The following is a 15,678-nucleotide window of genomic DNA, read 5'->3' on the forward strand; positions in this document are numbered from 1 at the left end:
CTGTAACGGTCAACTGCAAGCTTTCTGTAACGCCACTACCCACTGTTCCTACCGTCCAAATACCACTCGACTGATCGTAGTTCCCTAAGGTCGCACTCGATAATAAATAACTGTAACCACTCGGTAAAATATCTTCTACCAATACACCACTAGCAGCTTGAGGACCAACATTGCTTACACTAATGGAAAACGTGATCTGACTACCGATTAAAGGCGTAGTATTGCCTCCCACTACACTTTTACTTAACTCTAAATCTGCTGATGGAGCGATCGGAGTCGTACTTGCACTGGCATAATCATCCTCACTCGCATCACCATTGTCCGGGGTACTGTCTGGATCTGCCAAATCACTCGCACTTACCTCCGCTATGTTTGTATAATTGCCAGAAGTTTCAACTAAAACATCAATCAGCAATGTTTCAGAGCTTGTTGCTGCTAAAGTTCCTACATTCCAAATCCCTGTATTTTCATCGTATGTCCCTGCTGAGGAACTAAATAAAATAAAATAAAATCATATCCATCAGGTAATAAATCAGTTACTTCTACACCTGTAACATTTATTAAGGAAGAATTTGTTATTGTTATTTCAAAGGTTACTTCCGTACCTATAACAGGCGAAGTATCCCCGTCTACTACTATTTTAGTCAACGATAAATCAACAGATGGAGAAATAAAGGTAACTAATGCACTATCTTCATCATCTTCACTTTGATCCCCATCATCATTATCAGGAGTACTATCTACATCTAATAAATCACTTGATATAATTTGTGCTGTGTTTAAATAATTTCCTGTAGAATTTATTATAGCATCAAAAGTGATACTTAAAGAACTTCCACTTCCTATAGTTAAATTAGACCATAATATTGTACTACTAGCTGTATCATAACTACCTGAATTAGAAACTGAACCAGGAACTAATGAATAACCAGAAGGTAAATAATCTTCTATTGAGACACCAGTAGCATTACCTGAGCCCAGATTGTCAACTGTTAAAGTAAAAGTAACCTGATCTCCAGTAGTTCCTGAAACAGGTGAAACCGTTTTTAATAATTCTAAATCAACTGTTTCTAGTGTAACTGAGGCATTATCTTCATCATCCTCACTTTGATCTCCATCGTCATTATCTGGAGTACTATCAGGATCCGTTTGATCTACTTCTATTATTTCTGCTATATTAAAATAATCTCCCGATGAATTTACTGTTGCTGTTATGGTTAAAGAAACAGAATTTCCATTAGCTAAATTATTAATAGTCCAGTTTCCAGTGGAACTATCATAAGTACCACCTCCATTATCACTTTGATAAGTATATCCGCTAGGTAATTGATCTAATACAGAAATATTACTTGCATCATCCGGACCTGCATTAATTACTTCTAACGTAAACACTACAGTATCACCAATACTCACTAAACTAGGACTAACTGTCTTACTTAAACTTAAATCAGCTTGCTGAATTGTAACTGCAGCACTATCTTCATCATCTTCACTTTGATCTCCATCATCGTTATTTGGAGTACTGTCTAAATCTACTTGATCTGACTCTATTATTTGTGCGGTATTAATATAACTTCCCGTTGAATTTACAACCGCATCAAAAGTCAATGTTATAGAATTTCCATTATTAATATTTAAATTAGACCATGTTATTGATAAGTCACCTATGTTATAAACACCATTATTACTTACCGATCCTGGTACTAAGGTAAAACCATCAGGTATTTCATCTTTAACAGAAACACCTGTTGCATCTGTACCGCCAGCTTCAGCGTCATTATTAAAAACATCTATTGAAAAGGTAACTACATCTCCTACATTAACCGAAGAAGAAGACACAGTTTTAATTAATTCTAAATCTGAAATAGATTTAATTTCAATGATTACAACATCTGTATCACTTATACAATTACCATTTGATATCTCCCATTGAAAAGTATAAATTCCTGTCGTTGTTCCTGAAACTTGAGTTGTGGGATCTGTTTCATCAGCAAAAGCAACAGTTGTTGGCCCAGATAATTGGTTCCATTCTCCTTTTCCTATAGTTGGCATATTTCCCGCTAAAATAACGGGAGAAAATTCTGATAGAACTTGATTAGGTCCAGCGTCTGCTAAAGAAGGCTCATCAAAAACTTCAATTTGCATTGTATCCTGAGATGAACAGCCGTCATCATTAACTGTAGTTGCTGTCCATGTAAATTCATACACACCAGAGATTAAACCAAATACCGTCGTGTTTTCATCATTAGGCGAAGCTATATTTGCCGTATTGGGACCAGAAGTCTGCATCCAAGTACCTAAACCATCACTTAGCGGAACAGCTGCCAACGTAGTTTGCGTTTCATCGCACAATTCCTGATTCGGCCCCGCATCTGCATTAGAAGGAGGATCATCATTAAAAGTAATAGAAACTGTATCTATAGAAGGTTCACACAACGATGGATTTGTAAATGGCCCATTTGATACCGTCCAAGTTAATATGTAAGTTCCTAGTGTAGTTATATTAGATAAAGTAGTTTGAGGATTATTAGGATTATCAATTACTACATTTCCTCCTGAAGGGTCATCGCTTGGAGTAGCAAAAGACCAAGTTCCTATTCCCGCTGTAGGTGCTACGGCATTTGTTTGGTATGTTAATTGGCAAGCTACATTATCATCTGCTCCTGCATCTGCAATACTTGGAGCTTCAAAAACTGTTACTCGAACTACATCTGATAAATCTCGACAAGAATCACTTGAAAAAACCCATTCAAAAACATATAAACCAGGAACATCTAAACCTGAAACTTGAGTGTTTTCGTTATTTACATTATTAATATTAGCATTGCTTCCCGATGGTTCATATAAAATTTGCCATTCTGCATTATCTACATCTACAGGTGGTGAATTTCCATCTAAAGTAATTGTTCCTCCTACATCATCTGTACAAATTATTTGATCTGGTCCAGCATTTGGGTTTATACTCGCTCCAGAATTAATTGTTATTTCAACTACATCAGAAGTTGATGAACAATTATTACCTGAAGAAAACATAAAGGCATCTGTTGTATATGTAAACTCATATGTATTTCCCGGAACAACAGTTGCATTTGCAATATAATTATTGGACGGTGATTGTGTTATGGTTACACCAGTAGTCGAACCAGCTGTTTGTGTCCAAGTTCCAGTTGAGTTTTCGTTACCTATTAATTGAACATTCTCTACATCACAATAAGTTTGATCATTACCTGCTGTTGCCGGCGCCCAAACCTCAACCTGCATTTCATCAAAAGACGGTGAACAAAGCGGATTACCTTTACTTGTAATAGTCCATCTAAATGTATAAGTACCCGAAACCAAGCCTGAAATACTTGTATTAGGATCTGTTGTATCTAAAATTTCTGGAACATTAGGAGCTCCTGAAACTACTGTCCATTTCCCTGTTTCTATATTAGAGTTATAAGAATTTCCGTTCAATGTTGTCGTTGTAGCATTACAGACTTCTTGATCTATATTGGCATCTGCAGTAATTGGAGGAATTCCTACGATAATTCTAACCTCATCTGTTGCAGATGAACAATCGCCAGATTCTACCAACCATTCGAAAATATAAACCCCACTATATAAAAAATCAACTGTAGCATCAGGATCATTAAGGTCACTAAAAGTATAGCCCCCCACACCTGAAACTAAAGACCAGGTTCCTGTAGATCCGGTAGATAACGTTGCATTCATTATTATTTGATCTCCACAAATAGTTTGATCTGGACCTGCATTTGCTGTTGCATCATTTGCAATAGTAACAAGTACATCATCTGAAGTTGGCGTAGTACATCCAGCTGCTATATTTCTTGCAATTGTCCAAGTAAAGAGATATTCACCGTCGCTTGGTACTGTTGCTGTGGTATTTGGATCATTAACATTTATAAAAGTAACTCCAGTACTAGGAGTCACCGTCCACGTCCCAGTTTCAATGAGTGTAGAAGCATTACCTGATAAATTAACTGTAGTTGTTCCAGAAGGTAAACACTGATCTGTACCTGCGTCTGCAACTGTTGGGCTGTTATTATTATTTGTAGTAATAGTAATATCATCTTGCGTTGGTACACTACAACCTGATGAACCTGGAAATGTATAATCAATCGTCCACCGTAATGTATAGTTACTGGAAGCTTGCGAAAAACCTGTTGCTAATGCATTTGGATCATTAACATCAGAAAAGGTAATAGTTGTTGGCCCTGAAACTTGCGACCATTCTCCAAATTCTCCAGCTTGAGGTACATTTGCATTTAAATTTACAGGGGCATCTATACAAACAGTTTGATCTGACCCAGCATTTGCCGAAGTAATTGATGAAGACGAAACATTAATTTGAACGGTATCTATAGAGATTGGACATTTTGTACCTGCACCTTTTGTAATATACTGAAACACATAGCTCCCTGAAATTAGACCAGTAGCAGTGGTATTTTGTTGAAAAGGATTTGTAATAGTTGCGTTATTGGGCCCACTAAGCTGACTCCATACAGCACCTCCTGAAGAGGTTGAAACTCCTGATAAAGTTCCTGTTGTAACTCCACAAGCCAAATTTTCGTCTGATCCTGCATTAGAAGGGGTTGCTGCATCTGATACAAAAACCGTAATACTATCAAATCCATTAGAGCATCCAGCGGGTAAAGAACCATTTTCTACTCTTGCAAAATTAATTACATAAATACCTCCAACAGTTAAATCTATATTTAATTCATTACCAACATTCATAATTCCTGTAGGAAATGGACCTAAAGGTGAACTAGCTGGACCGCTCAAAATTTTATACTTATTGGATCCGCTTCCTGTAGTTTCTAATGGAATTGTAAAATTAGTTTGATTACATTCTCCAAAAAAGTTATTCCCTTGATTTGCAACAATTGTTCTATTTGTAGATTTATATTCTACTGTGTAGTCTTTAGAAAATGAACAGCCTGTATTTGCATTTTCTAACGTATAACGAAATGTATAAGGATCATTTGAATTACTCAAGTTTGTAATTAAAGTCGAGGAATTATTTGGTGTTTGTATAGAACCAGGAGGTAAAGTCCCTCCTCCGATCTGTGTCCATTCAACTGTTTCTCCTGCAAATGAAGGCGCATCGCCCGTTAAAGTCACTTGAGTAATACTGGTATCGCATAAAAAAATGTTTTCATCTCCTCCCAAAGTTGTAACATCCTGAGTCGCTGCTGGAACATTAACAGTTATTTCGTCTGAACCTGAAGCACAAGGACCTGTAACCGTCCATCTAAAAACATAAGAACCTTCTTCTAAATTAGATACATTTGTATTATTACTACTCGAATTATTTATAGTTGGTGTACTAGGACCGCTTACAAACTCCCATACGCCTATTTGTCCATTTAACCCACACCCTCCGTACGTTCCATTTAAGGAAGTAGATTGCGTTGTAGTGTAACAGTTTCCTAAATTAATATCATTTCCAGCACTAACTGGAGTTACTCCACCATAATTTGTAATATCTATTTCTGAACTTGAACTACAAAATTCTCCAGGAGCATATTCTGCACTTTCAATTACCCAAGCTATTGTAGTAGTGCCACAACTTGTAGGCGGTAAATCTAATGTTGTTACTGAAGAATTAGGTAAATCTATAGTTAAACCTGCATCATTAGACGATACGATTTCCCAATGACCCACTTCTCCAGAATTTTGAGGCGTGTTACCTGAAACTACAATCCCTCCAGATGTATCAGAACAAGAAGAAACATCAACCCCAGCGTCTGCCATGGTAATAGGTTCTACTACCACTGTTTTATCCTGAAAAGTTTCAACTCCATCGCCACAAATAGCAGAATATCTAAAAACATAGGTATTACCACCTATATAACCCGAAACTGTAGTTGTCGGAGAATTTGGTGAATCTATAATTACACTGGGGCCAGAAATTTGTGACCATTCTACATCCCCTATTATTGGAGATGGATTATTACCATCTAAAATTAAATCATCATTTTGACAGATATTTATATTCAATACACCTGCATTAACAACACAGTTTTGAGCTTGCGATTGTACTGAAAAAAATAATAATACTGATAAAAAGAGAAACAGAAAACGTTTTCCTCTAATAAAAAATAAAAAATTATAGGTTGGTAGGTAGTGGTTATCCATATAGTAAAAGGAATTATCTCATTACACTTTACTTTAAAAACTTTAACAATAACATCTAAATTATTATATAAAATTGATATATTAAGTTAAATTTAATAAAAATTAATATCATTATAACATCAAACATATGTTAATATTAAAAATTAATATCATTTAATTAACATTTTAATAACATAAAAAATTATTGAGAATTACCAGTTCCCCATAATTACACTATATCTATTTTTTTAATCATTTAAACTAAAAAGCAATAGTTTTTTTAGAAATAAATTATTATTTAACGAATATTACTCCAGTATTTAAGAAATAATATAATCTAAAAACTTAGAGCTGTGTGTGGAATTGTTTGTGCCTTTGATTTAAAAGAAGAAGAAAAGCTTTTAAGACCTAAACTATTAAAGCTTTCAAAAAAAATTAGACATCGTGGTCCTGACTGGAGTGGTATTTTTAGTAATAAAAAAGCGATTCTAGCGCACGAAAGATTAGCTATTGTAGATCCCGCTTCTGGTAAGCAACCTCTTCTCAATGAAAATAAAAATTTAGTTCTTGCAGCAAACGGGGAAATCTATAATCATAATGAGTTAAGAAAACATATTCGCAGAAATTATTCCTTTCAGACAAAATCTGACTGCGAAATAATTTTAGCACTATATGAAGAAAAAGGTACAGATTTTTTAGATGACTTAAATGGAATATTTGGTTTTGCACTATATGATATTGAAAAAGATGATTACATCATTGCACGTGACCACATGGGAATTATCCCTCTTTATATTGGCTGGGATAAAAATGGAACTTTTTATGTGGCATCAGAATTAAAAGCACTTGAAGGTACTTGCACTAAAATAGAACTTTTTCCTCCTGGACATTATATGACTAAAAATTCTGATGGTTTTGTACGCTGTTACAAACGAGATTGGATGGATTATGAAAATATTAAAAATAATGAAACTAATATAGAGGAGCTTCAGCAAGCCTTGGAAGCTTCAGTAAAAAGACAATTAATGTCTGATGTTCCTTATGGAGTTTTACTTTCTGGAGGGCTGGATTCTTCAATCACTTCAGCTATTGCAAAAATATACTCACAAAAAAGAATAGAGGAAAACAACAATAGTGATGCTTGGTGGCCACAATTACACTCTTTTGCTATTGGCTTGGAAGGATCGCCAGATTTAGCAGCAGCAGAAAAAGTTGCTAAGCATTTAAAAACTATTCATCACGAAATTAAATTTACAATTCAAGAAGGTATAGATGCTATTAGAGATGTTATTTACCATTTAGAAACCTACGATGTAACTACTATTCGAGCTTCTACACCAATGTATTTAATGGCGCGCGTTATTAAATCCATGGGTATTAAAATGGTTTTAAGTGGTGAAGGTAGCGACGAGATTTTTGGCGGATATTTATACTTTCATAAAGCTCCAAGTGCTGAAGAGTTTCATAAAGAAACCGTAAGAAAACTCGATAAATTGCATATGTATGATTGTCTGAGAGCTAATAAATCTCTAGCTGCTTGGGGAATTGAAGGACGTGTTCCATTTCTTGATAAAGAATTTATGGATGTCGCTATGCGATTGAATCCAAAAGATAAAATGATTACTCCAGAACGCATGGAAAAATGGGTTTTACGCAAAGCTTTTGAAAACTATCTACCGGAAAGTGTAGCGTGGAGACAAAAGGAACAATTTTCGGATGGTGTTGGTTATAGTTGGATTGACACTTTAAAAGAAATGGTGAACGAAAAAGTAACCGATGAACAACTGGAAAATGCACACTACAGATTTCCTATTCAACCCCCAATGAGTAAGGAGGAATATTACTACAGAAATATTTTTGAAGAGCATTTTCCGAGCGATGCTGCAGCCAAAAGTGTGCCATCGGTTAAGTCGGTTGCTTGTAGTTCACCTATTGCATTAGAATGGGATGAAAGTTTTAAAAACTTAAATGACCCTTCAGGTAGAGCAGTTGCTAATGTGCACTCTGCTGCCTATGAAAAAAAACAAACAGTTAAAAGTTAATTTCTATTGAATGTTTTTTTAGAATTAAAAGTATGAGAATTTTAAAAAAAATCTCATACTTTTTTATTTATGAATATTGAATAATTTTCTAGCATAATATTTGATACTTTTGAAAAGAATCATTTTTTATTATGAAAATTATACTTCTAAAGCTTTTGCTGTTATTATTTTGTGCCTCACTTCAAGCACAAGAATTTCCTAATTTTCATTTTGAAAACACTCAGCGCGAAGTTAATGAACGGTTTTACAGAAGGCAACTGCCAAGCTTAACTCCAATTACTTTTGCACCGCAAACCGGTAACTTCAATTTACCTTACGTTAATATTTATGCAGATCCGCGTTCAAAAGATTTAAACATGGCTCAGATTGCTCAAACACGATTACTTCAAAAACAACAGCAAACTGTAAATATGGAATTTCCTAATAGACAATTGGCACAAATAAGAGAAACTACAGAAGTTTTTTTTGATCCTACAAATTTCTCTAATCGAACAAATAATAACCTAAACTATTACAATAAAAAAACTCCTGACGGCGGAATTAAAAATGAAGTTTACGAAGACAATCGCCAACCCTTTATAAATCCGTTTTACAGAAGTTATAATTCGCCATATTATTACCGAAGAAATTCAACTTCGGGTTCTGGTTTTTATTTTACGAGATAAATTCCGTCTTTTTCAATTGTAATATGACGCTTTTTGTAAAGTGTTCCTATAGCTTTTTTAAAGCTTTTCTTACTCATTTCAAGTTTCTGTTTAATTTCTTCCGGTGAAGATTTATCTGTTAATGGTAAAAAACCATCTTGCATTTGCAACTCGTTCATAATTGCGTCGGCATTTGGTTCTATACTTCTGTAACCGGGACGTTGAAGTGTAATATCAATTTTATTATCGGTTCTGGTTTTCTTAACCCATCCGGTTAATTTATCGCCGGTTTTTAAATCTTGAAAAACATCGTCGTGATACACTAAACCTTGATGCAATTCATTCACAATTAAATTAAACCCAATATCAGTTTTATTGGTCACAATTAAATCTACTTCTTCGTAAGGTTCTACTGTTAACTCTGCATTGGTAAGAAAGTGATTAACTTTACTCGACGCAACTAAACGCTGACTATCTTCATCTAAATAGCAAAAAATAAGATACCACTCGCCTTCTTTCATTTTATAAGCTTGTTCTTTAAACGGAACAAACAAATGTTTTTCTAAACCCCAATCTAAAAATGCACCAATATTTGAAACTTCAGCACATTTTAAAAAAGCAAATTCATCTAACTTAACATAAGGCGTTAGAGTTGTAGCAACAGGACGTTCGTCATGATCTAAATAAACAAAAACTTCAAGTTTATCGCCAATCTCAAAATTTTCAGGTTTATATTTATTGGGTAGTAAAACTTCATTTTCTTTATCGCCACTATCATCTTTTAAAAATAAACCCGGTGGTGTATCTCTATCTATTTCTAAAATATGGTATTCTCCAATGCTAAGCATAATAACTATTTAAGCTGCAAAGATACGTTCTTTTTAAGCATAAAAAAGCTCGAAAAGAAAAGAAATCCGTTACGGTCATTACATCATGTGCAATCATTCTTTTTCTCCTCGAGCTTGAGCGGTTGCCCCTTGGGTTTCAAAAAACTATTTAAACAACTGCTCCTTATTGTAGTGTTTAGTTAATAAATAGTACACTACGACTCTATATTTATTTCGATTAGATTTTCCATATTTTTCCAAAACTTGATTAATTGCTCGGTTTAATTCATCGGAATCTTCTAAGCCTAATTTTCCTACTAAGAAGTTTTTACGAATTGTTTTCCATTCTTCTTTATCTGAAGAGGAAACTAAGGAAGCATCTCTGTTATGAATTGAAGGCCCCATACTTTCTGCTATTTTTCGAAGCAAATCGATATCGGGATTATCTTCCATATCTTTTACATCGGCAATATATTTTCCTACTAATTCGTCTAATGTACTCATAATAAAATTTTATTCGGTTAATTAATTTACTCCTAAGTTAACTGAATAAATACTGATAAAATGTTAGGAATTAGTGAAATAACAAAAGTTTAAGGAAGATTCTTAAATATTTTAAAATTATTCCTTATTCAAAATATAGCGGAAGTAATTTTTTAAATACCTATCGTTTTCTTCCCGTGGCGTAAAAATTTCCAAAATTTTTGGTCGCTCGCTTTCAGTATAAAATTCTTCCAAATTCGTTTTTAAACTTTCTTCATTTTCCGCAGTTTGATATTCAAAATTATACATAGCTGCTAAATGTTTTGCGTTGAGCTGATGAACGGTTTCAAAATATTGACTGAAATATTGCGCATCTTTTGCTCCCGGAAGAATTCTAAAAATTCCGCCACCTTGATTATTAATAATGATAATTCTAAATGATTTCGGAATATAATTATTCCACAACGCGTTGCTATCGTAAAAGAAACTCAAATCGCCGGTAATTAAAGTCGTCGGCAAATTAGCTTTTACTGAAGCACCAACTGCGGTTGAAGAACTCCCATCGATTCCACTTGTGCCGCGGTTACAATAAACCTCTAAAGAGGGATGCAATCTAAATAATTGCGCATACCGCACAATGCTGCTATTCGACAAATGCAAAACTTGCTTTTCGGGCATTTTGGCTAAAATATGAAGAAAAGCTTTTAAATCGCAAAACGGAATTTCTTCCATATATTTTTCATGATGAATATCGCGTTGCGCATTCACTTCCAGCCATTTTTCTTGATAATCACTTTTCGATGCTTTTATTAACGTGGAAAACTTGCTAAAAAATTCATTCGCATTTACATCAAAATGTTTATTCAAACAGAAAAACGTATTTAATGCTTTTTTAGAATCGACGTGCCAATGGTGTTTTGGTTGATAATTTCGTAAAAATGCTTTTATTTTTTTTGAAATAATCATTCCGCCAAACGTTAATAAAATATCGGGTTGCAAATTTTGAAACTCCTCTTCCCTATTTTCAGAATTTTCTATCGGCGCGATTATTTTATCGATTCGGGTTATAAATTTTTCGTGATGTAAATTTGAAGTCGTTTCCGTCATCACCAAAACCGAAGGATCTTCCGCTAAAAAATCTAAATACTTTTGTTCTACAGAACTTGGTTTATTTACACCGACGAGCACTAATTTTCTTTTCGCGTTATTCCAAATTTCAGCATAGAATTGTATAGCTTTTTCCGTAGTAGTTTTTGCTTCTCGAATCGGTTCTATTTGTAGCGGAGAAACAGTCGGCTTTTCTATTAAATTATACAAAGGCTCGTAAAAAGGAGCATTTATATGAACCGGTCCATTTTGCTCAATCGCGGTATTTAAAGCTAAATTTATTTCACGTTCGTTATGTTTTTGCGCTTCAAATTGTTTCTGCTTTAATTTTTCATCTAGCGGAAATGCATCTAGCACCAATTCTGAATATAAATTTGCGGAATATAAAATATGATTCTCAAACACATTTTTCTGTCGAATTGTTTGACCATCGCCAATATCAATACGCTCTACCGGTCGATCTGCCGAAATAACCACTAACGGAATATCGCTATAAAAAGCTTCTGAGATTGCCGGGTAATAATTCAACAATGCGCTTCCTGAAGTACAACAAAGTGCCACCGGTTTTTGCAATTGTTGCGCCAATCCTAACGCAAAAAAAGCTGCTGAACGCTCGTCTACAATGCTATAAGCTTCAATTTCAGGATGATTTGAAAAACTAATCGTTAAGGGAGCATTTCGAGAACCGGGAGAAATTACTACATGATTAATTTCTTTTGCTAAACATAATAAAGTGATACTTTGCGCAAGCGGAATGCTGGAATATTGCATAAAAACTGTTGAATTTTATCTCACAAAAATACGGTTAAAAACTTAATTTGTCGATGTGCTGATTTGGTGATTTGAAAAAATTGAATTGAATATCCATAATTATTTGTAATGGCTGCCGTCACCCTGAACTTGATTCAGTGGTCGCATCAGTAAGTTTTTTAATTTTGCTTAAAGATGAGATGCTGAATCAAGTTCAGCATGACATTTTCACAACAAGCATATGAAAATTTAAGTGTTGGCTAACAAGTAAAGTTCACTTTTTATCTCATTAACTCTTTACCTCTCAAAAAGCTAAAGTACTTTTTGCATCGTTTCCGCTTTTTTTACAGTTTCTTCCCATTCTGCCGTTGGCTTAGAACTTGCTGTAATTCCGCCACCAACATAAACAATTACTTTTTTCTCTAAGATTTGCATACATCGTAAATTCACATATAAATTAGTTTGATTTTGCACTAAATTATACGCTGAATTTTCTACGTTTCTGCGTCTCGGATTTCTGGTTTTTTCAACTTTTTTATTTAATTCGCCTAAATAACCGGTATAAAAACTTCGGTCATAATTTTCTTCGGCTTTTATAAAGTTTTTTGCATCCTCTTTTGGCAAACCGCAAACCGCCGGTGTTGGATGTAATTTTCGAACAATTTCTCCTAAAAATTCTTGCTGAAAAATTCCACTAATCGATGTTTTTAAATGCAGCACATTTCCGGCTTGATGCGTTTGCACCTCGCCGATAATTAATTTTTCAATTCCGTTAACCGATTCTAAGTCTGCTTGAATAGATTCGGTTACCAAAGCTTGTTCTTCTTTTTCTTTCTCGCCCCATTCAACATTCAAACTTCCTTCAAAAGCTTTTGTTCCAGCCAACGCCATGGTTTGAAATCGATTTTGTTCGGTTTTTAATAAAGTTTCAGGTGTTGCGCCCAACCACAAACCAACGCTAGGATGATACCATACATACACAAAAGCTGTCGGGTATTTTTTTAATAAACGTTTAAAATAATTGATTGAATTGGTTGCCGTTATAATTTGTTCAGCTCTGGAAAGTACCACTTTTTTTAGGTCTGTATTTTTGATTTTTTCAATTCCTTTGCTGACTAATTTTTCGTGAAACGTTTTCTCCTGTAGAGTTGATTGAAATAATTTTGTCTCAGTATTTTCTTCAACTTCGATTTCTGAGCTTTCAGTTGAAATAATTTCCGCGGAAGCGCTATCAAAAAAAACTGTTTTCTTAGAAGAATCGAACGGTGAAAAAATAAATCCTTTTTGTTTGAAATCATCTAAAAACTCTAAAACTGAATTTTCTTGTAACTGCGCCAAAACTTCAATTTGATTAGGATGACGATACGCCACAAACGGAAGTTTTTCTTGAAGCTGAGCTTGTATTTTTTCGAAAAAATCTAGGCTATTCATCTATTTATTTTTAGGAAGTGCGATGGTGGTTAATTTTACAGCAGAAATTAAATTCTCGTGGATATCACGAATTTTAATATCCCAAACTTGTGTAGTTTTTCCTTTGTGCAAAAATTCTGCTTTTGCAAAAACTTCTCCGCTAGCAATACTTTTTACATGATTGGCAGAAATTTCAATTCCGCGGATGTAAAAATGCTCGCCATCTAAAAAAATAAAACTTGCTGCGCTGCCTACGCTTTCTGCCAAAGCGACCATCGCGCCGCCATGTAAAACGCCATCGGGTTGATGAACTTTTGGTGTAACCGGCATTTTTGCGATTAAAAAATCATCGCCAACATCTATAAATTCAATTTCGAGGGTTTCCATCATCGTGTTTTTACACATCTTGGCACAACCCGCTAAAATTTCTTCTTTGGTATATTTCATAACATTTTATTTCCTTTTTTAGCCACAAGATTTTACCTTCGTTGGCAATTGTAAAAATACAAAAACCGAACTATATGGCTTCCGTAGAAAAGCAAGTTTCTTACACGACCACAAATTCTTATTCCACCAGAAATGAGCTCACCGAAAACACCAAAAATGTTTGGATTTGCTGCCACGGATTGGGTTATTTAAGTCGGTATTTTATTCATTATTTTGCCCAACTTGATAAAGAAGAAAATTACATAATTGCTCCACAAGCACCGGCAAAATATTACCAAAAATCAGATTTTAAACACGTAGGTGCTAGTTGGTTAACAAAAGAAGACACGCAACAGGAAACCAAGAATGTGCTGACTTATTTAGATGCGGTTTTAGCTGCTGAAAAAATTGGCGATGATAAACGGATTATTTTGTTAGGCTATTCACAAGGTGTTTCTGTAGCAATGCGTTGGATGGCTTCTAGAAAATTAAATATTGATACGCTAGTTATCCATTCCGGTGGAATTCCGAAAGAACTAGTTGCTGAAGATTTTTCATTTGTAAATAAAACACAAGTAAAATTAATCTACGGAACCAATGATGAATACCTTAACGAAGAACGAATTAAACAAGAAACCGCTAGAGCGGTAGAATTATTCGGAAAAGAACGCCTTGAAATTATTCCATTTGAAGGAAAACACGAAGTAAGCCGAGAATTGATTAAGAAAATAGCTTTTAGCTTTTAGCTTTTAGCTTTTAGCTTTTAGCTTTTAGCTTTTAGCTTTTAGCAAAAATGAAGAAATTGTCTTGGAAGAAAAATTAAATACTGGAAACTTATTAACTTTTTCATTCTTTCACTTCTTCACTCTTTCTCTTTTTAAATTATTAGCTTTTCAACTCATTTTCAAATTAACACATTTTCAAATCGTCAAATTATCTTTTCTTCGCTTCTTCCCAGAAAACATCCATTTCTTCTAGCGTCATGTCACTAAGTGGTTTTTGCTTTTCTTTTGCTTTTTGTTCTAAATACTGAAAACGTGAAATGAATTTTTTATTGGTGCGTTCCAAAGCATTTTCTGGATTTACACCTAAAAAACGCGCGTAATTAATCATGGAAAAAAGTACGTCGCCAAATTCGGCTTCTATTTTTTCTTGGTTTTGTTCGTTTATTTCTTGCTGTAACTCATCGAGTTCTTCTTTTACTTTCTCAAAAACTTGCTGTGGTTCTTCCCAATCGAAACCAACGCCGGCAACTTTATCTTGAATTCTGCTGGATTTTACCAAAGCTGGTAACGAACGCGGAACGCCTTCTAAGACACTTTTTTTGCCTTCTTTCAATTTTAAATTTTCCCAATTCTTTTTTACATCTTCTTCATTTTCAACTTTTACATCGCCGTAAATATGCGGATGGCGATCGATAAGTTTATCGCAAATGGAATTGGCTACATCGGCAATATCGAAGGCTTTTTTTTCGCTTCCGATTTTTGAATAAAAAACAAGGTGTAATAAAACATCGCCGAGTTCTTTTTTTACTTCTTCTAAATCGTTGTCGAGAATTGCATCGCCGAGTTCGTAGGTTTCTTCGATGGTTAAATAACGAAGCGTTTCCATGGTTTGTTTACGATCCCATGGGCATTGTTCGCGGAGTTCGTCCATTATAGTGAGTAATCTATCGAAGGCTTTTAATTGTTCTTGACGTGGATTCATTACAGCTAATTTTAAGAGCTAAAAATACAATTTTTTTATGGGCTAAAAGTTTTGATAAAAAGGAGTTGAAAGTTGGAAGTTGGAAAACTAAAAATTTATTAGAAGATTCTAGCGTTAGGGATTGAGCGCGTGTTTGAGCTCTTTTAAAATTTTTGCCTT

At 34.4% G+C, this 15,678-nt stretch carries 10 protein-coding genes and 1 pseudogene; 3 read left to right on the forward strand and 8 right to left on the reverse strand.

Annotation, left to right across the window (positions count from 1 at the left end; all coding sequences use genetic code 11):
• Positions 1–502, reverse strand: a pseudogene (locus D9R05_RS15685) (DUF11 domain-containing protein); the annotation flags it as partial.
• The gene (locus D9R05_RS15690; protein WP_121666229.1) at positions 445–6,144 is read right to left on the reverse strand and encodes a PKD domain-containing protein; all 5,700 of its coding nucleotides are present in this window, start codon (positions 6,142–6,144) and stop codon (positions 445–447) included. The gene D9R05_RS15690 and the pseudogene D9R05_RS15685, both read right to left, overlap by 58 nt.
• A 332-nt stretch (positions 6,145–6,476) precedes the next feature.
• Between D9R05_RS15690 and asnB the strand changes: the two genes are divergently transcribed.
• On the forward strand, positions 6,477–8,165 hold the full coding sequence (gene asnB, locus D9R05_RS05405; protein ID WP_121666230.1) for an asparagine synthase B: 1,689 nt from the start codon (positions 6,477–6,479) through the stop codon (positions 8,163–8,165).
• A gap of 131 nt (positions 8,166–8,296) precedes the next feature.
• Positions 8,297–8,830, forward strand: coding sequence for a hypothetical protein (locus tag D9R05_RS05410; protein ID WP_121666231.1), 534 nt, complete (start codon positions 8,297–8,299; stop codon positions 8,828–8,830).
• Here D9R05_RS05410 and D9R05_RS05415 read toward each other — a convergent pair.
• The 5 genes from D9R05_RS05415 to D9R05_RS05435 all read right to left on the reverse strand — a co-directional run bounded on the left by D9R05_RS05415 (position 8,815) and on the right by D9R05_RS05435 (position 13,833).
• A complete protein-coding gene (locus D9R05_RS05415; RefSeq protein ID WP_121666232.1) occupies positions 8,815–9,657 on the reverse strand; it encodes a CvfB family protein in 843 nt (280 codons plus the stop codon). The two genes, D9R05_RS05410 and D9R05_RS05415, sit on opposite strands and share 16 nt — an antisense overlap.
• Before the next feature lie 144 nt (positions 9,658–9,801).
• A complete protein-coding gene (locus tag D9R05_RS05420) occupies positions 9,802–10,140 on the reverse strand; it encodes a DUF2853 family protein (protein ID WP_121666233.1) in 339 nt (112 codons plus the stop codon).
• A gap of 117 nt (positions 10,141–10,257) precedes the next feature.
• Complete coding sequence (gene menD / locus D9R05_RS05425) at positions 10,258–11,997, reverse strand: 2-succinyl-5-enolpyruvyl-6-hydroxy-3-cyclohexene-1-carboxylic-acid synthase (RefSeq protein WP_121666234.1); 1,740 nt, start codon at positions 11,995–11,997, stop codon at positions 10,258–10,260.
• A 291-nt stretch (positions 11,998–12,288) separates the two neighbouring features.
• Positions 12,289–13,407 (reverse strand): chorismate-binding protein, encoded by a 1,119-nt coding sequence (locus tag D9R05_RS05430; RefSeq protein ID WP_121666235.1) that lies wholly within the window; start codon positions 13,405–13,407, stop codon positions 12,289–12,291.
• Entirely contained in the window at positions 13,408–13,833 is a 426-nt protein-coding gene (locus tag D9R05_RS05435) for a PaaI family thioesterase (RefSeq protein ID WP_121666236.1), read from the reverse strand.
• 74 nt (positions 13,834–13,907) lie between these two features.
• Between D9R05_RS05435 and D9R05_RS05440 the strand changes: the two genes are divergently transcribed.
• Positions 13,908–14,558 carry an alpha/beta hydrolase gene (locus D9R05_RS05440; RefSeq protein WP_121666237.1) on the forward strand — a complete coding sequence of 217 codons (651 nt, stop codon included), beginning with the start codon at positions 13,908–13,910 and terminating at the stop codon, positions 14,556–14,558.
• A gap of 187 nt (positions 14,559–14,745) precedes the next feature.
• Here D9R05_RS05440 and mazG read toward each other — a convergent pair whose 3' ends face one another.
• A complete protein-coding gene (gene mazG, locus D9R05_RS05445; protein WP_121666238.1) occupies positions 14,746–15,519 on the reverse strand; it encodes a nucleoside triphosphate pyrophosphohydrolase in 774 nt (257 codons plus the stop codon).
• Positions 15,520–15,678 lie beyond the last annotated feature (159 nt).

The organism is Mesonia aquimarina, assembly GCF_003667275.1.
GTDB classification, from domain to species: Bacteria; Bacteroidota; Bacteroidia; order Flavobacteriales; family Flavobacteriaceae; genus Mesonia; species Mesonia aquimarina.

Excerpts from the sequence above, each read along its gene's own strand:
- D9R05_RS05430 (WP_121666235.1), bottom strand. The coding sequence starts at position 13,407 with ATGAATAGCCTAGATTTTTTCGAAAAAATACAAGCTCAGCTTCAAGAA.
- D9R05_RS15690 (WP_121666229.1), bottom strand. The coding sequence starts at position 6,144 with ATGGATAACCACTACCTACCAACCTATAATTTTTTATTTTTTATTAGA.
- D9R05_RS05410 (WP_121666231.1), top strand. The coding sequence starts at position 8,297 with ATGAAAATTATACTTCTAAAGCTTTTGCTGTTATTATTTTGTGCCTCA.
- D9R05_RS05415 (WP_121666232.1), bottom strand. The coding sequence starts at position 9,657 with ATGCTTAGCATTGGAGAATACCATATTTTAGAAATAGATAGAGATACA.
- D9R05_RS05440 (WP_121666237.1), top strand. The coding sequence starts at position 13,908 with ATGGCTTCCGTAGAAAAGCAAGTTTCTTACACGACCACAAATTCTTAT.
- menD (WP_121666234.1), bottom strand. The coding sequence starts at position 11,997 with ATGCAATATTCCAGCATTCCGCTTGCGCAAAGTATCACTTTATTATGT.
- mazG (WP_121666238.1), bottom strand. The coding sequence starts at position 15,519 with ATGAATCCACGTCAAGAACAATTAAAAGCCTTCGATAGATTACTCACT.
- D9R05_RS05420 (WP_121666233.1), bottom strand. The coding sequence starts at position 10,140 with ATGAGTACATTAGACGAATTAGTAGGAAAATATATTGCCGATGTAAAA.
- D9R05_RS05435 (WP_121666236.1), bottom strand. The coding sequence starts at position 13,833 with ATGAAATATACCAAAGAAGAAATTTTAGCGGGTTGTGCCAAGATGTGT.